General features: G+C 64.8%; 21 protein-coding genes and 1 riboswitch. Of the genes, 14 read left to right on the top strand and 7 right to left on the bottom strand.

Annotated elements, in window-relative coordinates; translation table 11 throughout:
- Positions 1-16: 16 nt before the first annotated feature.
- From AWB83_RS17205 to ggt, 3 genes are all read right to left on the bottom strand, one after another.
- Positions 17-841 (bottom strand): ferritin-like domain-containing protein, encoded by an 825-nt coding sequence (locus AWB83_RS17205; RefSeq protein WP_087046811.1) that lies wholly within the window; start codon positions 839-841, stop codon positions 17-19.
- A 352-nt stretch (positions 842-1,193) separates the two neighbouring features.
- Entirely contained in the window at positions 1,194-2,543 is a 1,350-nt protein-coding gene (locus tag AWB83_RS17200) for an MFS transporter (RefSeq protein WP_096059378.1), read from the bottom strand.
- A 163-nt stretch (positions 2,544-2,706) separates the two neighbouring features.
- Positions 2,707-4,344, bottom strand: coding sequence for a gamma-glutamyltransferase (ggt, locus tag AWB83_RS17195; RefSeq protein WP_087046809.1), 1,638 nt, complete (start codon positions 4,342-4,344; stop codon positions 2,707-2,709).
- A 466-nt stretch (positions 4,345-4,810) separates the two neighbouring features.
- Here ggt and AWB83_RS17190 point away from each other — a divergent pair, with 466 nt between their 5' ends.
- The gene (locus tag AWB83_RS17190; protein ID WP_008351420.1) at positions 4,811-5,008 is read left to right on the top strand and encodes a hypothetical protein; all 198 of its coding nucleotides are present in this window, start codon (positions 4,811-4,813) and stop codon (positions 5,006-5,008) included.
- A gap of 76 nt (positions 5,009-5,084) precedes the next feature.
- On the opposite strand, the gene AWB83_RS17185 is transcribed toward AWB83_RS17190, so the two are convergent.
- A complete protein-coding gene (locus tag AWB83_RS17185) occupies positions 5,085-5,465 on the bottom strand; it encodes a hypothetical protein (protein WP_087046808.1) in 381 nt (126 codons plus the stop codon).
- Positions 5,466-5,715: 250 nt separating this feature from the next.
- On the opposite strand from AWB83_RS17185, the gene glpK reads away from it, so the two are divergent.
- Complete coding sequence (glpK, locus tag AWB83_RS17180) at positions 5,716-7,212, top strand: glycerol kinase GlpK (protein WP_087046806.1); 1,497 nt, start codon at positions 5,716-5,718, stop codon at positions 7,210-7,212.
- 117 nt (positions 7,213-7,329) lie between these two features.
- A riboswitch (FMN riboswitch) is annotated at positions 7,330-7,491 on the top strand.
- 178 nt (positions 7,492-7,669) lie between these two features.
- Positions 7,670-8,380, top strand: a complete 711-nt coding sequence (gene ribB, locus AWB83_RS17175) for a 3,4-dihydroxy-2-butanone-4-phosphate synthase (protein ID WP_087046904.1) — start codon at positions 7,670-7,672, stop codon at positions 8,378-8,380.
- A gap of 15 nt (positions 8,381-8,395) precedes the next feature.
- On the opposite strand, the gene AWB83_RS17170 is transcribed toward ribB, so the two are convergent.
- From AWB83_RS17170 to AWB83_RS17160, 3 genes are read right to left on the bottom strand one after another with little or no spacing between them, the layout of a single operon-like run.
- On the bottom strand, positions 8,396-9,082 hold the full coding sequence (locus AWB83_RS17170; protein ID WP_087046805.1) for an HAD family hydrolase: 687 nt from the start codon (positions 9,080-9,082) through the stop codon (positions 8,396-8,398).
- A gap of 37 nt (positions 9,083-9,119) precedes the next feature.
- Positions 9,120-10,310, bottom strand: coding sequence for an MFS transporter (locus AWB83_RS17165; protein WP_087046803.1), 1,191 nt, complete (start codon positions 10,308-10,310; stop codon positions 9,120-9,122).
- Positions 10,311-10,348: 38 nt separating this feature from the next.
- On the bottom strand, positions 10,349-10,726 hold the full coding sequence (locus AWB83_RS17160) for a VOC family protein (protein ID WP_087046801.1): 378 nt from the start codon (positions 10,724-10,726) through the stop codon (positions 10,349-10,351).
- Positions 10,727-10,833: 107 nt separating this feature from the next.
- Here AWB83_RS17160 and AWB83_RS17155 point away from each other — a divergent pair, with 107 nt between their 5' ends.
- The 11 genes from AWB83_RS17155 (at position 10,834) to glyS (ending at position 22,667) form a co-directional block, all read left to right on the top strand.
- Entirely contained in the window at positions 10,834-11,805 is a 972-nt protein-coding gene (locus AWB83_RS17155; RefSeq protein ID WP_087046903.1) for a LysR family transcriptional regulator, read from the top strand.
- A gap of 125 nt (positions 11,806-11,930) precedes the next feature.
- On the top strand, positions 11,931-13,292 hold the full coding sequence (gene miaB / locus AWB83_RS17150; RefSeq protein WP_087046799.1) for a tRNA (N6-isopentenyl adenosine(37)-C2)-methylthiotransferase MiaB: 1,362 nt from the start codon (positions 11,931-11,933) through the stop codon (positions 13,290-13,292).
- A 21-nt stretch (positions 13,293-13,313) separates the two neighbouring features.
- Positions 13,314-14,432, top strand: a complete 1,119-nt coding sequence (locus AWB83_RS17145) for a PhoH family protein (protein WP_087046797.1) — start codon at positions 13,314-13,316, stop codon at positions 14,430-14,432.
- Entirely contained in the window at positions 14,429-14,899 is a 471-nt protein-coding gene (gene ybeY / locus AWB83_RS17140; protein ID WP_087046795.1) for an rRNA maturation RNase YbeY, read from the top strand. The genes AWB83_RS17145 and ybeY overlap by 4 nt, the downstream gene beginning before the upstream one ends.
- Positions 14,900-14,925: 26 nt before the next feature.
- On the top strand, positions 14,926-15,618 hold the full coding sequence (locus AWB83_RS17135; RefSeq protein WP_087046793.1) for a gamma-glutamylcyclotransferase: 693 nt from the start codon (positions 14,926-14,928) through the stop codon (positions 15,616-15,618).
- A 202-nt stretch (positions 15,619-15,820) separates the two neighbouring features.
- Entirely contained in the window at positions 15,821-16,120 is a 300-nt protein-coding gene (locus tag AWB83_RS17130) for a type II toxin-antitoxin system HigB family toxin (protein WP_087046791.1), read from the top strand.
- Positions 16,117-16,536, top strand: coding sequence for a helix-turn-helix domain-containing protein (locus AWB83_RS17125; RefSeq protein ID WP_087046789.1), 420 nt, complete (start codon positions 16,117-16,119; stop codon positions 16,534-16,536). The genes AWB83_RS17130 and AWB83_RS17125 overlap by 4 nt, the downstream gene beginning before the upstream one ends.
- 133 nt (positions 16,537-16,669) lie before the next feature.
- Positions 16,670-17,575: a CorC family transporter gene (locus tag AWB83_RS17120; protein ID WP_087046788.1), complete on the top strand. Its 906-nt coding sequence runs from the start codon at positions 16,670-16,672 to the stop codon at positions 17,573-17,575.
- A gap of 78 nt (positions 17,576-17,653) precedes the next feature.
- The gene (gene lnt / locus AWB83_RS17115) at positions 17,654-19,345 is read left to right on the top strand and encodes an apolipoprotein N-acyltransferase (protein ID WP_096059377.1); all 1,692 of its coding nucleotides are present in this window, start codon (positions 17,654-17,656) and stop codon (positions 19,343-19,345) included.
- A gap of 185 nt (positions 19,346-19,530) precedes the next feature.
- Positions 19,531-20,550, top strand: coding sequence for a glycine--tRNA ligase subunit alpha (glyQ, locus tag AWB83_RS17110; protein WP_087046786.1), 1,020 nt, complete (start codon positions 19,531-19,533; stop codon positions 20,548-20,550).
- A 17-nt stretch (positions 20,551-20,567) separates the two neighbouring features.
- The gene (gene glyS / locus AWB83_RS17105) at positions 20,568-22,667 is read left to right on the top strand and encodes a glycine--tRNA ligase subunit beta (RefSeq protein ID WP_087046784.1); all 2,100 of its coding nucleotides are present in this window, start codon (positions 20,568-20,570) and stop codon (positions 22,665-22,667) included.
- The last annotated feature ends 10 nt before the right edge of the window (positions 22,668-22,677 follow it).

Raw genomic sequence — 22,677 nt, 5'->3', positions numbered from 1 at the left:
CATCGCTGGACAAGGGCTAGCGGAAGAACAGTTGCGTCATCTTGGAGAGCGGATAGTGCACGCCGGGCTGAATGCGCGCGGGCAGATCGAGCGGCTTGAGCAGCATCTTGATGGCCTGATCCGCCGACAGGTTGCGCCTCACGAGCGCATTCACACGCGCGGAAAGCTCGCGGTTGTATTCCGAATCCTGCGCGTGCTCGGGATATCGAATCGCGAAAACGTGCCGCAGCGCGATCTCCGAATCCTCGCTCTTCAATTCCACGACACGCCGGATGAGCGCACCGAGCACCGCGATGCGCCCGTTGCCTTCGATCTTGTTCCACTTCTTGAAGAAGCGGAAAAAGTGCTTGTAGTGCCGCACTTCGTCCAGGCGAATGTTATCGGTGATCTCTTTCAGCACCGGTTCGTCCGAACATTCGTTGATGGCGCGATAAAGCGTGGCCGTGCCCGTCTCGACGACACAGCGCGCCACCATCTCGAGCGCGCGCTTCTTCTCGAACGCCTCATAGGAACAAGTGAGCGAGTATTCGGCGAAGAAATTCCTGAAGGCCGTGTCCCAGTCGAACTCCGGCCAGACGTAATTGATGTAGGTCTTGAGCGCCCTGCCATGCTGCATCTCTTCGGGCTCCCACTCGTTGTTGAGCCACGCAGAGATCTCGGGGTCGTCGTGGAAATACTTGCTGAGATTGCTCGTGTAGAGATCGGTGCCGCTCTCGATGAACGAACAGGCGCACAGCAACAAGAGAAGATACTCGTTGGATTCCGCCTTTTGACGGTCGATCCTGGTGAGATCGATGTCTTCGATGCGCCACGGCATGACGTGGGTACTGTCGGTGTACATGTATCGCGCTCCCTGGCTGGACTGAACGCGCCATCGGCGAACAAGAAAAGGCCGAGGTTCAGGCGACGCCGCAAACGGTTCGGTCACAGCGTCTTCAACTTCACGTGTTAGCAGCTTGTTTTCCCATCTTAGCTGCCCTGCAACGACTTTGCAGACACGGGGACAGACTCGCGCGAGGAGGCGTCGGTTCCGTCCGTGTGAAATTTCCACGACTCGATGCGGGGCGCCATCGAGCTACCTGAGCATGAAACGTGCCGGTCGCATTCCCTACGAATCAAGGAGCGCCCGAAATGCACGAAGGCGGCCGAAGCCGCCTCGATTGATTCGGATGACGCATGCCGTCGAACGGATGTTACGCCGCGCGCCGCCCGAAATGCATGCGCCACGCGACGATCGCAAGCGACACGCCGGACAGCACCGCGGCGAGCAGCACGTAGTAGCTCGGCGCGAGTTTGTCGCCGGTGAGATGGATGAACGCCTCGACGATCGTCGGCGCGAATCCGCCGAACAACGTGACGCCGAGCGCGTAGCCTATCGAGAGGCCCGTCGAGCGCACGCGCGTCGGGAAGATCTCCGACATGAGCGCGGGCATCGGGCCGGAGTACGCCGCTTTCAGGATGCCCGCGGCCGCTTGCAGGATGACGAGCGACGTGATCGTCGGATGCGCCTGCAGCCACGCAAACATCGGATAAATCGTGACGCCCATGAAAATCGACGTGGCGAGCATGATGCGGATGCGTCCCAGCCGGTCGGAGAGCGCGCCCATCAACGGCGAGAAGATGAACTGAAGTCCGCCGTTGAGCACGACGACGGCGAAAGAAGCGGTGGCCGGAAGGTGCAGTTGCTTGACCGCGTACATCGGCATGTAGAGTTGCAAGACGTACACGCCGACGGTCGATTGCGCGACGATGCCCACGGCGAGCAACAGATTCAGCCATTGATTCGAGAACGAGACGCCGGGCGTGCTCGTGTTCTTTGCGGAACGCGTTGCCAGAAACTCGGGCGTTTCGTCGAGATGCGAGCGAATGTAGTAGCCGACCGGACCGACGAGCAGACCGAAGACGAACGGAATGCGCCAGCCCCAGCTTTCGAGTTCCGGCTGCGGCAGCCATGCGGTCAGGAGCGAGCCGAACGACGCTGCCATGATCGCGGCAAGCCCCTGGCTCGCGAACTGCCAGCTCGCGTAATAGCCGCGCCGGGCTTCGCTGTGCTCGACCATGAAGGCGGTCGCGCTGCCGAATTCGCCGCCGACGGCAAAGCCTTGCACGAGGCGCGCAAGCAGGATCAGCAGTGGTGCAGCGACGCCGATATGCTGATACGACGGCATCACGGCCATCGTGAGCGTGCCGACCATCATCAGCAAAATGGCGAGCGTGAGCGCGGCCTTGCGGCCTTTGCGATCGCCGTAGATGCCAAGCACGATCGCGCCGAGCGGACGCATCAGGAACGAGATGCCGAAGGTGCCGATGGCCAGCATCGTCGAAAGCCACTCGTCGTGCGACGGAAAGAATGCCTTGGCGATGACCGTCGCGAAGTAGCCATACACGAGAAAGTCGAACCACTCGAGCGCATTGCCCACCGACGACGAGAACACGATGCGGCGGACCATCGCTTTCGACATCGCTTCCCTGGGTGCGGACGTTCCGGCATTCGTCGCCGCCGCGCCTTGAGCGTTCGGCGCTCGATACGCCCTTTCGTTCATGATTCTCCTTCCCCTGCTTCGGCCGTTGTGTCGTGGTTTTGAGCTCGCGGCGCTACGCCGTGAGCGGGCGTGCGTGTCCATTTCGCGTGCCTGATGGCAGCGAATGCACGCGATCATTTCAATGAAGGAAGACCGCCCCGAAGCGCGGCCCCCGATGTTTGAGTCAGAAGCCTGCAGCCAGCCCGTCGCGCCGGCTGTCGCTTGCCGCGACGTAACCGCGCTCGGGATCGTTGCGATCGAGCTTCCAGATGTATTGGCCCGAGCCGAAGTCCATGTACGGATCGTCGACGGACTTGATCGTATGGCCGAGCCCTTCGAGCGCGCGCGCGGTTTGTGCGTCGAGCGTGGCTTCGATGTCGATCGTGAAGTCGCGATTGACCTTCCAGCGCGGCGCGTCGCACGCGGCCTGCGGCTGCTGACCGTAGTCGAGCATGCGCACGATGGATTGCAAGTGGCCTTGCGGCTGCATGTCGCCGCCCATCACGCCGAAGCTCATGACGGCTTCGCGGCGGCCATCGACCTGCTGGGTGAGGAACGCGGGAATGATCGTATGGAACGGGCGCTTGCCGCCCTCGACCACGTTCGCGGACTTCGGATCCATCGAGAAGCCGCAGCCGCGGTTCTGCAGCGAGATGCCGGTATCCGGCACGACCACGCCCGAGCCGAATCCCATGTAGTTCGACTGGATGAAGCTCACCATCATGCCGCGCTCGTCTGCCACGGACATGTAGATGGTGCCGCCCGCCTTCGGCATGCCGAAGTCAAACTGCGTGGCCTTCGTCGGGTCGATGAGCTTGGCGCGCTCCGTCAGATAGGCGTCGTCGAGCATCTGCTCGGGCGTCACTTCCATCGAACGGGGATCGGCGACGTAGCGGTAAACGTCGGCGAAGGCGAGCTTCATCGCCTCGATCTGCAGATGCTGCGACTCGATGCGATCGACGGTGAGCGCGCTGACGTCGAATTTGTCGAGAATGCCGAGCGCGATCAGCGCCGCGATGCCCTGCCCGTTCGGCGGGATCTCGTGCACCGTGTAGCCGCGATAGTCCTTGCTGATCGGCTCGACCCAATCCGCGCGGTAGTTGCGCAGATCGTCCATCGTCAGCGCGGCACCGCCCTCACGCGCGAACGCGGCGATGCGCTCGGCGAGCTCGCCCTCGTAGAACGCGCGCGGGCCGTCCTGCGCGAGCTTGCGCAGCGTCCTCGCGTGGCCGGGGAAGCGCACGAGCTCGCTCACCTCGGGCGCGCGGCCGTGCGGCATGAAGACGTCCGCGAAGCCGGGCTGATCCTTGAGCTCGGGCACCGCCGCCGCCCACTTGTACGCGACGATGCTCGCCACCGCATGACCGCGCTCGGCGATCTCGATGGCCGGCTCCATCAGGTCCGCGAACGGCAGGGAACCGAACTTCGCGTGCAGCGCTTCCCATCCGGCAATGACGCCCGGCACCGTCACCGCATCCCAGCCGCGCTTCGGCTGGCGCGCGAGGCCGCTTTCCTCGCCGTACTTGCGGCGGAAATAGTCGACGTTCCATGCGGCCGGCGACACACCGGACGCATTCAATCCGTGCAGCTTCCTGCCGTCCCACACGAGCGCGAAAGCATCGCCGCCCAAGCCACACGAAACCGGCTCGACCACGGTGATGGCTGCCGCCGCGGCGATGGCGGCGTCCACGGCGTTGCCACCCTTCCAGAGCATGCGCAGCCCGGCCTGCGCGGCAAGCGGATGCGACGTCGAAACGATGTTGCGGGCGAACACCGGCAGGCGCGGCGTGGGATACGGGTTTTGCCAGTTGAAGCGAGTCATTGAATGAAGTCCGAAATACCAGCGGGCGGGACCATCCGGGCGATGCTGCGGGACGGCCGGGCAAAAGGGGAATATTGCATTGCCTGCTTAATCTGAAACAAATTCATTTATCGTATGAATTAATGAACAATGCGCATGATTCTGACGAGAGAGCCGGCATTCGGTGCGAACCGTCAGATAGATCGCCAGTGTTCGTGTGCGCTGCCGCACGAACTTCAAGTGGATTCTCCGAATTCTCATAAACGGAGGACCGCCTCCGCTGGCGAAAAAAGTCAAAGCGAAAATTTTCGCGATGAATTTGGCACTCGTCAGACGCTTGCCTACAATCCCAATTCCCGGCACGCGCAGTACAAAATCAACGCGTCTGCCCGGCGGTTTTTCAGTTTCCCCGTACAAACGTTTCGAAGCAAAAGACCCGGCTTACAAAGCCGGCTGCTTATGCCGTTCGGTCGTCATGGAGAACACAATGCTGAGTCCGCACGAATTTGCCACGCTGCTACTGGTTCAGGAAGCGCCCAATCAGGTCGACATGGAGCGCGAAGAACTCGACGCCCTGCTCGAACGCCAGCTCGTTCAACTCGAGAATCTCGCCTCCGGGCGTCAGCAATGGCGTCTCACCGCTACCGGCGATTCCACTGTCAAGGCTTTCAAGCGTTACTCGTAGCACGCGCAGCAGGACTCGGGGCGCGGCCGACGGCCGCGTCCGTTTCATCCTTTCATTCAGGCTCCGTCGAGGCGTCTCATCCGGCGCGCAGCGTCGGGTCGACCGCGGCACGCCAGCTCAAAGCCCGAGCTCGCTGATCCAGAAAGAAGTTCGCCCACTCGCTTTGCGAGTCGGGGCCGGGATTCGCCTGATAGGCGCGATGCCGCTCGGCAATCGCCGCCTGAAACGCGCAGAAGCGCTCCTTCGACAAGCCGCCGCGCCGCTCGGCCACATAGGCATCGAAGAAGGTCGAATAGACGGACTGCGCGTCCGCGCCATAGTCGACCGGCGACGTACCGCACATCTCCTGCAGCGCATTGAACGACGGCGCGCCCATCGAGCCTTGCAGGCTCGGCGTGCCGACACATCCGGCCAACAGCGCCGCACCCAGCACGCCTGAAACAAACAGCATTCGCATTGCACTCACCCTTCGTTCGATTTCCCGATGCCAGTATCGACCGATCGGGATCGTCGCGCCACTCGGCCGAATGGCATAGGCATTTTGCAGTCGAAGCGAAAGATGGCGCGCGGGAAAGATGGCGCACGGCTTATGCCGTTCGGCCAGGTTGTCCGCATCGGCTCGCTCCGATAGATTGCGCAAACGACATCAACGGACATCGCTCGCCGCGGCACGAAGCCTCGACGCCCGCCCAAACCCGGAGAAGACCATGCAGGATCAGTACGTTCTCGCGCTCGACCAGGGCACAACCAGCTCGCGCGCCATGCTGTTCGACCGAAGCGGCAACGTCGTCTCGGTGGCGCAGAAGGAGTTCCAGCAGATCTACCCTGAAGCCGGCTGGGTCGAGCACGATCCGCAGGAAATCTGGTCGACGCAGGCGGGCGTCGCGGCGGAGGCGGTCACGCGAGCGGGTGCGAGCGCCTCCTCGATCGCGGCGGTCGGCATCACGAATCAGCGGGAAACCACGATCGTCTGGGACCGCGAGACCGGCAAGCCGGTGTACAACGCCATCGTCTGGCAGGACCGCCGCACGGCCGGCTTTTGCGAGGAGCTGAAGGCGCGCGGTCTCGAAGCGATGGTGCGCGCAAAGACCGGCCTGCCCATCGACGCGTATTTCTCCGCCACGAAGATCCGCTGGATTCTGGACAACGTCGAAGGCGCTCGCGACAAGGCGAAGCAGGGACGGCTCGCCTTCGGCACCGTGGACAGCTGGCTCGTGTGGAATTTCACGCGGCACGGCATGCACATCACCGATATCACCAACGCGTCGCGCACCATGCTCTTCGACATCCACGAGCGGCGCTGGGACGACGAACTGCTCGACGCGCTCGACATTCCGCGCAGCATGCTGCCCGAAGTGCGGACCTCGTCGGAGGTGTACGGAACGACGCAAGGCGCGGTGTTCGCGAAGGATCTTCCGCTCGCGTCGCTTGCCGGCGACCAGCACGCCGCGCTCTTCGGCCAGATGTGCACGGAATCCGGCATGGTGAAGAACACCTATGGCACCGGCTGCTTTCTCGTCATGAACACGGGCGAGAAGCCGATCGAATCGCGCAACAATCTCGTGACGACGATCGCCTGGCAGATCGGCGATCAGGTCAACTACGCGCTCGAAGGCAGCATCTTCATCGCGGGCGCGGTCGTGCAATGGCTGCGCGACGGCCTCGGCCTCATCCGCCACGCGAGCGAAGTCGAGACGCTTGCGCGCGGCGTGCCGCATAGCGACGGCGTCTATCTCGTGCCCGCCTTCGCCGGTCTCGGCGCGCCGCACTGGAACGCGCGCGCCCGCGGCACGCTCTTCGGCGTGACGCGCGGCACGACCTCGGGCCATCTCGCGCGCGCGGCGCTCGACTCGATCGCGTATCAGTCCGTCGACGTGCTGAAAGCGATGGAAGCGGACTCGGGCATGCGCATCGCGGAGTTGCGCGTCGATGGCGGCGCCTGTGCGAACGATCTCCTGATGCAGTTTCAGGCCGACATTCTCGGCGTCGATGTCGCGCGCCCGCGCATCGCGGAAACGACGGCGCTCGGCGCGGCTTACCTCGCGGGGCTCGCCGTCGGGTACTGGAAGGATGTCGACGAACTCAAGGCGCAATGGCAGCTGGAGCGGCGCTTCACGCCGTCGATGCCCGCGCCGGAAATCGTGTCTTGTCTCAGCGGCTGGCGGCGCGCGGTCAGCGCGGCAAAGGCATGGGCGGACAGCTGACCCGCGGGCGGATCGGCCCATGTCGCTTTCCGGAACGTCTGGCCATGCGGCAGTGCAAAAAGCGCGTGCGTGCTGTATCCTGAAAAAGTCGTCGAGCCCTCGGCTTGCCGGCATTCAGTACGTCTTCAGGGCGGGGCGCAATTCCCCACCGGCGGTATGTGGCAGGCCTCGTGGCCGGTCACGAGCCCGCGAGCGCCCGCGCCAGCATCATGCGCGGGGTCAGCAGATCTGGTGAGACGCCAGAGCCGACGGTCACAGTCCGGATGAAAGAAGATGTGCAGATGGCCATGTCCGTTCCCCCATGGCGGCGCACGCATTGCGCCGAGCCGGACGACGCCGCGCCGCCTGGCGCGTCGCCGGGGGGTGCCGTTCTGTCTGTTTGCAATGCCCTGAAACGTTTTTCGCCCATTTTTTCGCGAGAGCGTTTCACATGTCCCAGACTCAAGCCACCAGCAGCCTGTCGTTCGCCACACCCGCCGTCATCGCCGACGACGCCTGCGCCGATCTTCCCCAACTCTCGTCGTTCGATGTCCCGCCGCGCATCGCCGCCGCGCTCGACGCCATGCGCGAAGGCCGCCCGGTCGTGCTGCAGGACGACGACGATCGCGAGAACGAAGCCGATCTGATCGTCGCCGCCGAGAAGCTCACCGACGCCACGATGGCGCTCCTGATCCGCGAATGCAGCGGCATCGTGTGCCTGTGCCTGCCCGACGACAAGGTGCGCGCGCTCGAACTGCCGCCTATGACCGCCGCGAACGGCAGCCGCTACGGCACCGCGTTCACCGTGTCGATCGAGGCGCGCGAAGGCGTGACCACGGGCGTGTCGGCGGCCGACCGCGTGACGACAATCCGCGCGGCCATCGCCGATCATGCGAAGCCGGGCGACATCGTGCGGCCGGGTCACGTCTTCCCGCTGCGCGCGATGCCCGGTGGCGTGCTCGCGCGGCGCGGCCACACGGAAGGCACCGTCGACCTGGCGATCCTCGCCGGCCTCAAGCCCGCGGGCGTGCTGTGCGAATTGATGAACCCCGACGGCACGATGACACGCGGCGCGCAGGTCGAGCGCTTCGCGAAGGAGCACGGCCTGCCGATGCTGACTATCGCGGAACTGGTCGAATTCCGCGCGGCGCTCGCAGCCGCGCGTGAAGCCGTGGAAGAAGTTGCCTGAGAAAGAGAGACTGGCTCAGGAAAGCACGTCGCCGAAATCCCCACGCACGCCGGCTGCGACGAGCGCGGGCAACTCGTCCATGTGTTCCATGATCCGCGTGATGCCGGTTTCACGCAGCACCTGCGCATAGCCCGAAGGAATGTGGCTCGCGCCCACGAACGCGATGGTCTTCATGCCCGCGGCGCGCGCCGCCGTCAGTCCGGCGACGCTGTCCTCCACGACGAGGCAGCGCGCCGGCTCGACATCGAGCGTGCGCGCCGCCAGCAGATAGACATCCGGATAAGGCTTCGGCCGCTCGACCTGCTGCGCGCTGAACACGCGCGCGCCGACGATCTCGTCGAGCCCCGCGCGCCGCACCGACGCGCGCACGCGCTCCATGCGGCTGTTCGATACCACCGCCACCGGCAAGCCGCAGCCTTCGAGCGCGGCGCGCACGCCCGCGATCGGCCCGAGCGAGCGCGCGAGCTCCACCGAGACGCGCGCCTCGATCGTCGCGACGAAATTCGGCGGCATCGCGATACCGAACTTCGTCTCCAGACTGGCCAGGAAGCGCGAGGTCTGCTGTCCGAAGGCCGTCTTGACGGCCGGTTTGAAGTCGATGCCGGGAAACGTCTCGGTGAGAACGTCCAGCATCACGCGATCCGCGATGATTTCGCTGTCGACGAGCACGCCGTCGCAATCGCAGATGAGATGATCGATCATGTTGGCTCGAATTACGTTGAGCCAACATGATAAGCGCTCAGCAGGCGTCGGCCGCCTTTACGTCCGTCTTTACCCTGTTCCGGACGCGCGGCGTGTCGAGGCGCGCGGCGAACCACGTCACGGCGAGCGCCGCGAGCGCGACCACGGCCGCCGCCCACGGCAGCGCATCGAGTCCGTGGCCATGCGTCAGCACCGCGCCGCCGAGCCACGCGCCCCCCGCATTGCCGACGTTGAACGCGCCGATATTCAGCGTCGACGCGAGGTTCGGCGCATCTTTCGCCTTCTCGACGACGCGCGTCTGCAGCGGCGGCACCGTCGCGAACGCCGCGATGCCCCACACGAAGATCGTGACGATCGCGCCGATCGGGCTGTGGCTCGTCTTCGCGAACACCGCCATGACGATCGCGAGCGCGAACAGAATGCCCATCAGCGAACGCATCAGCGCGCGGTCGGCGAGCTTGCCGCCGATCGTATTGCCGATCGTGAGACCGATGCCGAACAGCACCAGAATCAGCGTGACGTCACGCGGCGAGAAGCCGCCCACCTGCTCGAGAATCGGCGCGATGTAGGTGAACACGACGAACACACCGCCGAAGCCGAGCACCGTCATCGTGAGCGCGAGCCAGACTTGCGGGTCGCGGAGCACGCGCACTTCGCGTCCGAGGCCGCTCGGCGCCGCGTCGTGACGATTCGGCACGAGCGCCGTCACGCCGAGCGCCGACAGCACGCCCAGACCGGCGACGATCCAGAAGGTCGCGCGCCAGCCCAGCTCCTGGCCGACGAACGTCCCGAACGGCACACCCAGCACGTTCGCGAGCGTGAGTCCGGTGAACATGAGCGCGATGGCGCTCGCGCGCTTTTCGGCCGGCACGAGCGACGCGGCCACGACCGCGCCGATGCCGAAGAACGAGCCGTGCGCGAACGACGTCACGACGCGCGCGACCATCAGCAGGCCGTAGTCCGGCGCGACCGCACAGAGCACGTTGCCGACGATGAACACGAGCATCAGCAATTGCAGCGCGAGCTTGCGCGGCAGTTTCGCGGTCAGCACGGCGAGCAGCGGCGCGCCGACCGCGACGCCGAGCGCGTAGCCCGTGACGAGCAGGCCCGCCGACGGAATCGAAACGGAAAGGTCGTGCGCGACGTTGGGCAGGAGGCCCATGATGACGAATTCCGTCGTGCCGATTGCGAAGGCGCTGATCGCCAGCGCGAGAAGCGGAAGAGGCATGGTGGTGACTCCAAATGCGGAAAAAGGTGCGGAAAGACTCAGTGACGCGCGGTCACGAATTCGACGACGACGCCGGGCGCCAGCCGCACGAACAGCTGCCGCTCGCGGGCGAGCGGTACTTCGGCGAGCTGGTACGCGTAGCCGCGGCAGTCGAGACGTTCGAGCAGCGCGCTCCACTCGGCCTGGTCGTCGATGCGCAGCGCGAGATGGTCGATGCGCGTCGCGTTCGGCCTGTCCGCCGGCGCCGCCGCGCCCGCCGCGATCAGATGCACCGCCGGACGCGAGCCGAGATGGAGCCAGTAGCCGCCAACGCCGAACGGCGGTCGCGGCCCGACCCGCATTCCGGCGATATCGACGAAAAAGCGCATGATCGCTTCGCAGTCCGGCGCGACGATGGTGACGTGGTCGAGTTGCATGGCTGAACGCTTGGGGTTAACGCTTGGTGGACATCCTGCAATACCGGCATGCCTTTGAGAATTGGGCTAGTCTTTGAATCATTCTCAAAAGGAATTTGAAAATGACGATGGACAGGCTCGGTGACATGCGCCTTTTCGTGGAAGCGGCGGCGGCGGGCAGCCTGTCGGCGGCGGGACGCAAGCTCGGACTATCGCCGGCGGCGGCGAGCGCTCGACTCATCAAGCTGGAAAAGGCGTTGCGCACGCGGCTCTTCGAGCGCACGACGCGCCAGTTGCGCGTCACGGACGAAGGCCGGATGTATCTGCAGCACTGCCGCATCGCGCTGCAGGCGATCGACGACGCCGAAGCCGCGCTGCAGGCGGGCCAGAACGTCGTGCGCGGCAAGGTGCGCATTTCGGCGACATCGGATTTCGGGCGCTACATGCTGCGCGGCTGGCTCGACGAATTCGGCGCGCGGCACCCGGACGTCAGCTTCGCGCTGACGCTCTCGGACTCGGTGTCGAATCTGATGCTGGAGGAAATCGATCTGGCAGTCCGTTTCGGCGCGCCGCCGGACAGCGGTCTCGCCGCCCGCGTGCTGGCGCCGAACCGGCGCGTGCTGTGCGCGTCGCCGGATTATCTGGAGCGCCGCGGCACGCCGAAGACGCCGGCGGATCTCGTCGGCCACGATTTCGTCGTGCTCGTCACGTCGTCCGGGCCGCTCAGCGAGCTGAACTTCGTGCGCGGCGAGGAGCGCTACGCCTTCACGATGCCCGTCGCCGATTCCTGGGAATCCAACGACGGCGCGCTCACCCGCGCGTGGGCGCTGGCGGGCCACGGCATCGCGCATAAGTCGATCTGGGATATCGCCGCCGACATCCATGCCGGCACACTCCGGATGGTGCTGCCCGACTGGTGCACGCACGAAGCCGCCGTCCACGCGCTGTTCCGCGCGAACCGCTACATGGCGCCGCGCGTGCGCGCGCTGCTGGACTTTCTCGTCGAGCGTTTCGAAAAAACCACGCAGGAGCTGCTCGGCGATCTGGCCTATCCGCCCGACAAACGCCCGCGACGTCAGGAATGGCTGCCAGAGCTATAATATAGGGCTAAATTACAGCAAAAAGCGGGCAGATCACCGTAGAAGTCCGCGAAGAAGTTCGTCATTCGCCCTTTTCAATCTCTTACCAGCGCCCCCAGGTTAACCACTGCGACCGGCGACAATTCATGACCAAGAAAGTTTATGTAAAGACCTTCGGCTGCCAGATGAACGAGTACGACTCCGACAAGATGGTCGACGTGCTCGGCGCGGCGGAAGGACTCGTCAAGACGGATACGCCCGAAGACGCGGACGTCATTCTGTTCAACACGTGCTCGGTGCGCGAGAAGGCCCAGGAGAAAGTGTTCTCCGATCTCGGCCGCGTGCGCGAGCTGAAGGAAGCGAACCCGGATCTGCTGATCGGCGTCGGCGGCTGCGTGGCGAGCCAGGAAGGCGCGTCGATCGTGGCGCGCGCGCCGTACGTCGATCTCGTGTTCGGCCCGCAGACGCTGCATCGCCTGCCCGCCATGATCGACCAGCGCCGCGCCACCGGCCGCGCGCAGGTCGACATCACGTTCCCGGAAATCGAGAAGTTCGATCACCTGCCGCCCGCGCGCGTCGAAGGCCCGAGCGCGTTCGTGTCGATCATGGAAGGCTGCAGCAAGTATTGCAGCTACTGCGTCGTGCCCTACACGCGCGGCGAGGAAGTCTCGCGCCCGCTGGATGACGTGCTCACCGAAATCGCCGGCCTCGCCGATCAGGGCGTGCGCGAAGTCACGCTGCTCGGCCAGAACGTGAACGCTTATCTTGGCGCGCTGACGGCCGGGTCGCACGAGATCGCGGATTTCGCGACGCTCATCGAATACGTCGCCGAGGTGCCAGGCATCGAGCGCATTCGCTATACGACGTCGCATCCGAAGGAATTCACCCAGCGGCTCATCGACGCCTACGCGAAAGTGCCGAAGCTCGTCTCGCACTTGCATCTGCCGGTGCAGCACGGCTCGGACCGCATCCTGATGGCGATGAAGCGCGGCTACACCGTGCTCGAATACAAGTCGGTCATCCGCCGCCTGCGCGCGATCCGCCCGGACCTGTCGCTGTCGACGGACTTCATCGTCGGCTTCCCCGGCGAGACCGAGGACGACTTCAAGAAGATGATGGCGCTCGTCGACGAGATGCGCTACGACACGAGCTTCTCGTTCATCTACAGTCCGCGCCCCGGCACGCCCGCCGCGAACCTGCACGACGACACGCCGCGCGAAGTCAAGCTCAAGCGCCTGCAACACCTGCAGGCGACCATCGAGGAAAACGTGCAGCGCATCAGCGAGTCGATGGTCGGGAAGGTCGAGCGGATTCTGGTCGAGCGCCCGGCGCGCAAGGATCCGAACGAGCTCGCCGGACGCACCGAGAACAACCGCGTCGTCAATTTCCCCGCGCCGGTGGAATCGCACGCACGCCTGATCGGCCAGATGATCGACGTGAAGATCGTACATGCGTACCCGCACTCGTTGCGCGGCGAATTAGTGATGGCGCCCGAGCTGGCGCACTGAAAACAGGACACTCGGTTCACTTTGAAGAACGCTCCCACGCAGCATCTGGAATTCACCGCTCCGCGCGACGATAACGCGCGGCTCGCCAACCTCTGCGGCCCGCTCGACGAGAACCTGCGGCAGATCGAACAGGCGCTGGATGTCACGCTCTCGCGGCGCGGCCACAAGATTTCGATTCGCGGCCGCGGCGCGAAAGTCGCGCTCGCGGCGCTCGAAAACTTCTACAACCGCGCGCGCGATCCGATTTCCGTCGACGACATTCAGCTCGCGCTCGTCGAGGCGCGTCACGCGACGCGCCGCGCGAGGGAAGCGCGCGAAGCCAATGGAGAAGAGGACGAGTTCGATCCGCGCTTTCGCGGCGACCCGGATCATCCGTTCGACGAGCCGAGCGCGACGATCGATCTCGGCGAGGACGAGGACCATGGGCCGAAGCTGTACACGCGTCGCGCCGACCTGCGCGGACGCACGCCCGCGCAGCGCGAGTATCTGAAGCAGATCCTGTCGCATGACGTGACCTTCGGCATCGGGCCGGCGGGCACGGGCAAGACGTATCTGGCGGTCGCGTGCGCGGTCGACGCGCTCGAGCGCGATCAGGTGAAGCGCATCGTGCTGACGCGTCCGGCCGTCGAGGCGGGCGAGCGGCTCGGCTTCCTGCCGGGCGATCTCGCGCAAAAGGTCGACCCGTATCTGCGCCCGCTCTACGACGCGCTCTACGATCTGCTCGGCTTCGACAAGACCGCGAAGATGTTCGAGCGCCAGATGATCGAGATCGCGCCGCTCGCCTACATGCGCGGACGTACGCTGAATCACGCCTTCATCATTCTCGACGAGGCGCAGAACACCACGCCCGAGCAGATGAAGATGTTCCTGACGCGTATCGGCTTCGGCTCGAAGGCAGTCGTGACCGGCGATACGACGCAGGTCGACTTGCCGCGCGGGCACAAGAGCGGCCTCATCGAGGCGCAGCACGTGCTGTCGGAAGTGCGCGGCATCGCGATCACCCATTTCACGTCGGCGGACGTGGTGCGGCATCCGCTCGTCGCGCGCATCGTCGAGGCTTACGATGCGCAGGCGCAGAAGGACGCCGCGCTCGCCGAAGCCGCGCGCGCTGCGCAACAATCGCAGAAGCCGGAACAATGACGCGCGCGCCCCGCCTCACTTTGACGATGCAGTTCCCGGCCGCGAAGGCATTCCCGTCGCACAAGGCGATCCTGCCGCGCGCGACGGTCGCGCGCTGGATCAAGGCGTCGCTGTTCACGGACGCCGAGCTGACCGTGCGCTTCGTCGTCGAGGAGGAAGGCCGGATGCTCAACCGCACGTATCGTCAGAAAGACTACGCGACGAACGTGCTGACCTTCGCCTACGCGGAATCGGAGGACGATCCCGTCGCGGGCGATCTGATTCTGTGCTGCCCGGTCGTCGAGCGCGAGGCGGCCGAGCAGGGCAAGCCGCTCGCCGCGCACTACGCGCATCTGATCGTCCACGGGACGCTGCATGCGCAGGGCTACGACCACGAGGTCGAAAGCGAAGCGCAAGAGATGGAATCGATCGAGACGGATATCATGCAGTCTCTGGGATATTCCGATCCTTACGTGCCTCTGACCTGAAGCCGGTCCGATGCCCTGAACGCGCCGTGAACGACAAGACGCCCGAACCCACGCAGCCCGCACCGCCCCAAGCCGAACCGACGCCGGCGCCCTGCCCGGACTATCCGCCCGCGCTCGGCGAATCGGCGCTTCTGAGCGACGAGGAGCTCGCCGCGTCGCGCGAGGCGGCGCTCGTCGACTGGGACCGAAAGTCGGATCTATGGCTCTTCGGCTATGGTTCGCTCATCTGGAACCCCGGACTGCCGACGCTCGAGGCGGTGCGCGGCAAAGTGCACGGCTACCATCGCGGGCTTTACCTGTGGTCGCGCGTGAATCGCGGCACGCCCGAGCAGCCGGGCCTCGTGCTCGCGCTCGATCGCGGCGGCTCGTGCACCGGCATGGCGTTCCGTCTCGCGGGCGCCGATGCGACCGAGCATCTGCAAGTGCTGTGGCGGCGCGAAATGGCGATGGCCTCCTACCGGCCGGCGTGGCTGCCGTGCGCGCTCGCCGATGGGCGGCGCGTCGAGGCGCTCGCATTCGTCATGCGCCGCGAGGCGGCGTCCTATACCGGCAAGCTCGCCGATCCGGTCGTGCGGACCGTGTTCGGCTGCGCGAGCGGGCGCTACGGCACGACGCTCGATTACGTCAGCCGGACGGTCGAGGCCCTGCGCGAAAGCGGCATGCCGGATCGCGCGCTGGAGGCGCTTCTCAGGCGTTGTCAGGCGCAGGGGAAGAAGTGATGCATATGCCGCCGGCATCCGTATGACTTTTGCGGCCGGCTTCGTCCGTTCGGCCAGCGCACGGGGACGGACATACTTCTCGCATATTTTTCAGCTAAGGTCTCGCCTCAAGGGTAGCACTGGATACATGCGAATAAACTGGATTTCGATTCGAGGTGCAGGAGATGACCCGAAGCGCGATCTGTCGGGAAGGAAAAGCAGGATGCGGGTGATTTCAAAGAAAGTGCTCGAAGAATTCATTGACAAGCATCCCGCCGCGAAGAGTTCTCTCGTCACTTGGTATAGATTGGCAAGTGAGTGCCACGCGGACGACCTCACGGGTCTCAGGAAAACCTTCCGCACGGTCGACTACCGTCCTTCCCAGTACTACGTGTTCGATGTGGGCGGCAACAATTTTCGCGTTGTCGCCGCGATCCACTTCAATCGGCAGATGATGTTCGTTCGCGATGTGCTGACGCACAAACAGTACGACCAATGGACCGACGCAGACCGACGTAAATGAAAGCTCATAGCCATTCGGGCGGCGTTGCCGAATTCGCGAAGACCTGGTCCACGCTTCAGGGCCAGATCTTCCTCAAACCGATCCGCAACGACGAGGACTATCGCAAGATGGTCGCCCTCGCCAATGAACTGGCCGATCACCTCGGAGGCGAGGAAGGTTCGCTCGCCGATTTGTTCGGGGTGGTTACGGATCTGATCGAGGTGTGGGAATCGCATCATCCGGATCTGCCGAGGGCCGAGCCGAAGGACGTGCTGCGCGACCTGCTGGACAGGCACGATCTCAAGCAGAAGGATCTCGCCGACATCGCATCGCCAACCGTAATCAGTGACATCCTTGCCGGCCGCCGCGCGATCAGCAAGAGCGTTGCGAAGGCGTTGGCCGAGCGCTTCGGCACCGATGTCAGCGCATTCATGTGAGCACGCCGCATCGTGTCCAGACGTTTTCACCCCCAGCCGAAACATGCGCGCCGCGTCACGCAGCCCGCATTTTCCCTTGGTGTATGCTTAACTCTCCGCTAACCCGCGCTCGGGAACTCCCGGGCGCTCCGCTATGAACGAACCCTATCCCAGTCGACGCCACACCGACAAACCGCAGGAAAAGCGCTCGCTTCTCGAACGCCTGACCGATTTCATCTCGCACGAGCCCGAATCGCGCGACGAACTTCTCGAAGTGCTCCAGGACGCGCACGAGCGCAACCTGCTCGACGCCGATTCGCTCTCGATGATCGAAGGCGTCTTTCAGGTGTCCGATCTCTGCGCGCGCGACATCATGGTTCCGCGCGCCCAGATGGACGCCATCAACATCGCGGAAACGCCCGCCGAATTCATCCCCTTCGTGCTCGAAAAGGCGCACTCGCGCTATCCCGTCTACGAAGGCAATCGCGACAACGTCATCGGCGTGCTGCTCGCGAAAGATCTGCTGCGCTACTACGCCGAAGAGGAATTCGACGTGCGCGGCATGTTGCGCCCCGCCGTCTTCATCCCCGAATCGAAGCGCCTGAACGTGCTGCTGCACGACTTTCGCGTGAACCGCAATCACATCGCGATCGTCGTCGACGAGTACGGCGGCGTGGCCGGCCTCATCACCATCGAGGACGTGCTGGAGCAGATCGTCGGCGACATCGAGGACGAATACGACTTCGACGAGGAAGCCGGCAACATCATCGCGACGCCCGACGGCAAGTATCGCGTGCGCGCGCTCACCGGCATCGAGCAGTTCAACGAGGCGTTCGGCACCGATTTCTCCGACGAGGAAGTGGACACCATCGGCGGACTCGTCACGCATCGCTTCGGGCGCGTGCCGCATCGCGGCGAGAAGGTGCGCATCGACGATTTCGCGTTCGAGATCCTGCGCGGCGACGCCCGGCAGATTCACGTTCTCCTCGTGCGGCGCGTGCCGAATCTCGCGCAGCAACATCATCACGCGGGCGACGACGAAGACGAACTGCGCGACTAAGCGCCGCGCGGGCGCCGGACGCAAGCCACGCCCGCCATCATCCGTTCGCCCGCTTCCGTTTCATTTCGACCGTCATCAATGGCCGATTCATCGTTTCGCATTTTTTCCCGGCGGCGCAATTCGTCCGTGACCTCCACGGTTCCCGTGGCGTCCGAGTCGCCGCGCGCGTTGCCCTTCTGGCATTACCTCGTCGCCGCCGTGCTCGGCGCGGTGAACACGCTTTCCTTCGCGCCGACGCCGCACGGCGGATGGATCGAGCTCGTCATCTTCGCGCTGTTCTTCGCGTGGCTCTCGCGCACCAGCGGCTGGCGCAGCGCCGCCATGACCGGCTGGGCGTTCGGCTTCGGCAACTTCGTGACCGGCGTGTGGTGGCTGTACGTGAGCATGCATGTCTATGGCGGCATGGCCGCGCCGCTCGCCGCGGCCGCCGTGGCATTGTTCTCGCTGTATCTCGCCCTGTATCCGGCGTTGTCGAGCGTGGTCTGGTCGTTCGTCGCGGGGCGCGCCCGATTCGGCGACGAAGACGCCGCCACCACGCGAGACATCGAAGCCGCACCGCCCTATGCGCCGACGTGGCACGGCGCGTTCGCCTTTGCGAGCGCCTGGGCGCTCGGCGAATGGCTGCGCGGCCTCGTGTTCACGGGCTTTCCGTGGCTCGCGAGCGGCTACGCGCAGGTCGACGGCCCGCTCAAGGGCTTCGGTTCGATCGTCGGCGTGTACGGCGTCGCGTGGGTGCTCGCGCTCGTGGCCGCGCTCATCGTGCAGGCGGCTTATCACTGCCGGCACGCGAACCGTGGCGCGCGTGCGCTGATCCCGGCCGCAGTGGCGATCGCGCTGATCGTCGCGGGCATGCTGCTGTCGCTCGTGCAATGGACGACGCCCGCCAACGCGCCGCTCTTCGTGCGTCTTCTGCAAGGCAACGTGAAGCAGGAGATGAAGTTCGAGCAGGCGGGCGTCGACGAATCGCTCGCGCTCTACAGGCAGCTCATCACCGAGAAGCCCGCCGATCTGATCGTCACGCCGGAAACCGCGCTGCCCGTGCTGTCGGTGCAGATCCCGCAGGACTTCGCCGTGGCGATCCGCCGCTTCGCGGACGACACCGGCTCGTCGATCCTCTTCGGCGCGATCGGCGTCACGATTCTCCGGGACGGACGCGCGACCGACTACACCAACAGCCTCTTCGGCGTCACGCCGCACGTGAACGGCGTCTATCGCTACGACAAGCATCACCTCGTGCCCTTCGGCGAATTCGTGCCGCTCGGCTTTCACTGGTTCGTGCGGATGATGGGCATTCCGCTCGGCGATCTCGCGCGCGGGCCGATCGCGCAGAAGGCGTTCTTCGTGCACAACCAGCCGATCGCCGTCGATATCTGCTACGAGGACATCTTCGGCGAAGAGATCGCGCGCACGATCCGAGAACAGGAGACGCCCGCGGGCATTCTCGTCAACTCGACCAATCTCGCGTGGTTCGGCAATACGATCGCGCTCGATCAGCACCTTCAGATCGCGCGCATGCGATCGATCGAAACCGGCCGGCCGATGCTGCGCTCGACCAACACCGGCATGACGGCCGTGATCGCGGCCAACGGCGATGTCGTGTCCAGGCTGCCGACGTTCACCACCGGCGTCCTCGAAGCGACCGTGCAAGGCACCTCGGGCCGCACGCCGTATGTGACGAGCGGCAACGTGACGGTCATTGCCGTATCGCTGATCCTGCTCGCGTTCGGGTTTGCGTTCGCGCCGAACCGGAAACGCTCGGGCGCGCGCTGAACGCCGGGTGAAACGAAGCCGCGCCGCGCAATGCAGCGCGGCCGGCGCGCCCCGGCCGCGGACACGCGCCAGCCAAAAAACGGCATCCGCCCCTTCATTCGGCTAAAATTCAAGGTTTTAGCGCTTCGGCCGACTCCCGGAGTCGCGTCGTCAACGACGATGGCCGCGCCCCGCACAAGGCAATCATGCTCACTTTCCAGCAAATCATTCTGACGCTGCAGTCCTACTGGAACGAGAAGGGCTGCGCGCTGCTCCAGCCGATCGACATGGAAGTCGGCGCGGGCACCTCGCACGTCCACACGTTCCTGCGCGCGATCGGCCCCGAGCCGTGGCGCGCGGCCTACGTTCAACCGTCGCGCCGCCCGAAGGACGGCCGCTACGGCGAGAACCCGAATCGTCTGCAGCACTACTATCAGTATCAGGTCGTGCTGAAGCCCGCGCCGGAAAACATCCTCGATCTGTACCTCGGCTCGCTCGAAGCGCTCGGCTTCGACCTGAAGCAGAACGACGTGCGCTTCGTCGAGGACGACTGGGAGAATCCGACGCTCGGCGCGTGGGGCCTCGGCTGGGAAGTGTGGCTCAACGGCATGGAAGTGACGCAGTTCACGTATTTCCAGCAGGCGGGCGGCATCGACTGCAAGCCCGTGCTCGGCGAAATCACCTACGGTCTCGAACGTCTCGCGATGTATCTGCAGAAGGTCGAGAACGTGTACGACCTCATCTGGACCGAGTGGGAAGAAGACGGTCCGAACGGCAAGGAATTGCGCCGCCTCACGTACGGCGACGTGTATCACCAGAACGAAGTCGAGCAGTCCACTTACAACTTCGAGCACGCGAACGTCGATCTGCTCTTCACGTTCTTCAAGAGCTACGAGGAAGAAGCGAAGAAGATGATCGACGCGAAGCTCGCGCTTCCCGCGTATGAACTCGTGCTGAAGGCCGGCCACACGTTCAACCTGCTCGATGCGCGCGGCGCCATTTCCGTGACGGAGCGCGCGGCGTACATCGGCCGCATCCGCGCGTTGTCGCGTCTCGTCGCGCAGGCTTACTACGATTCGCGCGAAGCGCTCGGTTTCCCGATGCTCGGCGATCCCGTGAAGAGAGATCACGATCTCATCACCGATCAGGAGGAAGCCGCCCGGCCCGCATGGGCGCCGCCGCTCAAGGTGGAAAGCGCACCGACTGGAAACAACGAACAGGTTTGATGAGGCTCGACAGAACAATGACGCAATCCAACAACGCTTCTCTGCTCGTCGAGCTGCTGACCGAAGAACTTCCGCCGAAAGCGCTCGCGCGTCTCGGCACCGCTTTCGCCGAAGGCATCGTGGAGCGGCTCGCCGCGCGCGACCTGATCGACGGCAAGCCCGAATTCGAGAAATACGCGACGCCGCGCCGCTTGGCCGTGCTCGTGAAGAACGTGCGCGATGTCGCACCGGAAAAGCAGGTGCGCGAGAAAGTGCTGCCGGTGTCGGTGGCGCTCGATGCCAACGGCAATCCCACGCCGCCGCTCGCGAAGAAACTCGCGGCGCTGGGCTTCCCGGACTTTCCGCTCGCCGAGCTCGAACGCGCGCAGGACGGCAAGGCCGAAGCGTTCTTCCTGCGCTATGCGGCGCCGGGCGCGACGCTCGCCGAAGGCCTGCAGGCCGCGCTCGACGAAACCCTCGGCAAGCTGCCGATTCCGAAGGTCATGACGTATCAGCGTCCGGACGGCACCAGCGTGCAGTTCGTGCGTCCGGTGCAGCGCCTGATCGCGATGCACGGCCGGAACGTCGTGCCGGCGACCGCGCTCGGCGTCGATTCGGGCGATACGACCGTCGGCCATCGCTTCATGTCGGAAGGCTTCGTCGCGATTCCGGGCGCCGATGACTACGCCGATACGCTGCGCCGCAAGGGCCACGTCGTCGCCAGCTTCGACGATCGCCGCGAATCGATCCGCACGCAGCTTCAGGCATTCGCGGGTGAAGACCGCGTCGTGATGCCCGAGGCGCTGCTCGACGAAGTGAACGCGCTGGTCGAATGGCCGGTCGTCTACGAATGCCGCTTCGACGAGGAGTTCCTGCAAGTGCCGCAGGAATGCCTGATCCTCACGATGCAGACCAACCAGAAGTACTTCGCGCTCACGGATCAGAACGGCAAGCTGCGCTCGCGCTTCCTGATCGTCTCGAACATCGATACCAAGACGCCGGGCGAGATCATCGAAGGCAACGAGCGCGTCGTGCGCCCGCGTCTCGCCGACGCGAAGTTCTTCTTCACGCAGGACAAGAAGAAGCGTCTGGAAGACCTCGTGCCGCGCCTCGCGAACGTCGTCTATCACAACAAGCTCGGCTCGACATTGCAGCGCGTCGAGCGTCTCGAGGCGCTCGCGGGCGAGCTCGCGCCGATGGTCGGCGTCGATGCCGCACTGACGCGCCGCGCCGCGCGTCTCGCGAAAGCCGACCTCCTGACCGACATGGTCGGCGAGTTCCCCGAGCTGCAAGGCACGATGGGCACGTACTACGCGCGTCACGACGGCGAGCCCGAGGAAGTGGCGCTCGCGTGCTCGGAGCATTATCAGCCGCGCTTTTCCGGCGACGAAACGCCCTCGACCGGCGTCGGCTGCGCGGTCGCGCTGGCGGACAAGCTGGAGACGATCGTCGGCATCTGGGGCATCGGCCTGGCTCCCACCGGCGAAAAGGATCCGTTCGCGCTGCGCCGTCATGCGCTCGGCGTGCTGCGCATCCTGCTGGAAAAGAAGCTGCCGATCGACCTGCGTGAGCTCGTCGTAGCCGCGCAGCGCCAGTTCGCGGGCATGCCGCAAGTCGCGGATTCGACCGAAGCGGTGTACGCCTTCTTCATGGACCGCCTGCGCGGCCTGCTGCGCGAGCGCGGCTTCGAAGCCAACGATATCGAAGCGGTGCTGAGCCTGAACCCGACGCGCCTCGACGATATCGTCGCGCGCCTCGACGCCGTGCGTGAATTCGCGTCGCTCCCGGAAGCGGCATCGCTCGCGGCGGCCAACAAGCGCATCTCGAACATCCTCAAGAAGTCGGAACAGGGCGCGCCTTCTTCGGTGAGCAAGGAACGGCTCGTCGAAGCGGCGGAGAAGGATCTCTACGCGCAGATCGAACAAGTGACGCCGCGCGTGCAGAGCCGGCTCGCCGCGCGCAACTACACGGAAGCGCTGACGGCGCTCGCCCAGTTGCGCGAGAGCGTCGATACGTTCTTCAACGACGTGATGGTCAACGCGGAAGACCCGGCGCTCCGCAACAACCGCCTCGCGCTGCTCAACGCGCTGCATCAGCAGATGAACTGCGTCGCGGATATTTCGAAGCTCGCCGCATAGAGTGCCGCCC

The organism is Caballeronia ptereochthonis, from assembly GCF_001545075.1.
GTDB classification, from domain to species: Bacteria; Pseudomonadota; Gammaproteobacteria; order Burkholderiales; family Burkholderiaceae; genus Caballeronia; species Caballeronia ptereochthonis.
The sequence above is the reverse complement of the archived record's forward strand: the minus strand, read 5'-3'. Positions and strand labels throughout refer to the sequence as shown.

Excerpts from the sequence above, each read along its gene's own strand:
- ybeY (WP_087046795.1), top strand. The coding sequence starts at position 14,429 with ATGACGCGCGCGCCCCGCCTCACTTTGACGATGCAGTTCCCGGCCGCG.
- glpK (WP_087046806.1), top strand. The coding sequence starts at position 5,716 with ATGCAGGATCAGTACGTTCTCGCGCTCGACCAGGGCACAACCAGCTCG.
- glyQ (WP_087046786.1), top strand. The coding sequence starts at position 19,531 with ATGCTCACTTTCCAGCAAATCATTCTGACGCTGCAGTCCTACTGGAAC.
- glyS (WP_087046784.1), top strand. The coding sequence starts at position 20,568 with ATGACGCAATCCAACAACGCTTCTCTGCTCGTCGAGCTGCTGACCGAA.
- AWB83_RS17155 (WP_087046903.1), top strand. The coding sequence starts at position 10,834 with ATGGACAGGCTCGGTGACATGCGCCTTTTCGTGGAAGCGGCGGCGGCG.
- AWB83_RS17185 (WP_087046808.1), bottom strand. The coding sequence starts at position 5,465 with ATGCGAATGCTGTTTGTTTCAGGCGTGCTGGGTGCGGCGCTGTTGGCC.
- AWB83_RS17120 (WP_087046788.1), top strand. The coding sequence starts at position 16,670 with ATGAACGAACCCTATCCCAGTCGACGCCACACCGACAAACCGCAGGAA.
- lnt (WP_096059377.1), top strand. The coding sequence starts at position 17,654 with ATGGCCGATTCATCGTTTCGCATTTTTTCCCGGCGGCGCAATTCGTCC.
- AWB83_RS17125 (WP_087046789.1), top strand. The coding sequence starts at position 16,117 with ATGAAAGCTCATAGCCATTCGGGCGGCGTTGCCGAATTCGCGAAGACC.
- ggt (WP_087046809.1), bottom strand. The coding sequence starts at position 4,344 with ATGACTCGCTTCAACTGGCAAAACCCGTATCCCACGCCGCGCCTGCCG.
- AWB83_RS17165 (WP_087046803.1), bottom strand. The coding sequence starts at position 10,310 with ATGCCTCTTCCGCTTCTCGCGCTGGCGATCAGCGCCTTCGCAATCGGC.
- AWB83_RS17200 (WP_096059378.1), bottom strand. The coding sequence starts at position 2,543 with ATGAACGAAAGGGCGTATCGAGCGCCGAACGCTCAAGGCGCGGCGGCG.
- miaB (WP_087046799.1), top strand. The coding sequence starts at position 11,931 with ATGACCAAGAAAGTTTATGTAAAGACCTTCGGCTGCCAGATGAACGAG.
- AWB83_RS17190 (WP_008351420.1), top strand. The coding sequence starts at position 4,811 with ATGCTGAGTCCGCACGAATTTGCCACGCTGCTACTGGTTCAGGAAGCG.
- AWB83_RS17205 (WP_087046811.1), bottom strand. The coding sequence starts at position 841 with ATGTACACCGACAGTACCCACGTCATGCCGTGGCGCATCGAAGACATC.
- AWB83_RS17130 (WP_087046791.1), top strand. The coding sequence starts at position 15,821 with ATGCGGGTGATTTCAAAGAAAGTGCTCGAAGAATTCATTGACAAGCAT.
- AWB83_RS17170 (WP_087046805.1), bottom strand. The coding sequence starts at position 9,082 with ATGATCGATCATCTCATCTGCGATTGCGACGGCGTGCTCGTCGACAGC.
- AWB83_RS17160 (WP_087046801.1), bottom strand. The coding sequence starts at position 10,726 with ATGCAACTCGACCACGTCACCATCGTCGCGCCGGACTGCGAAGCGATC.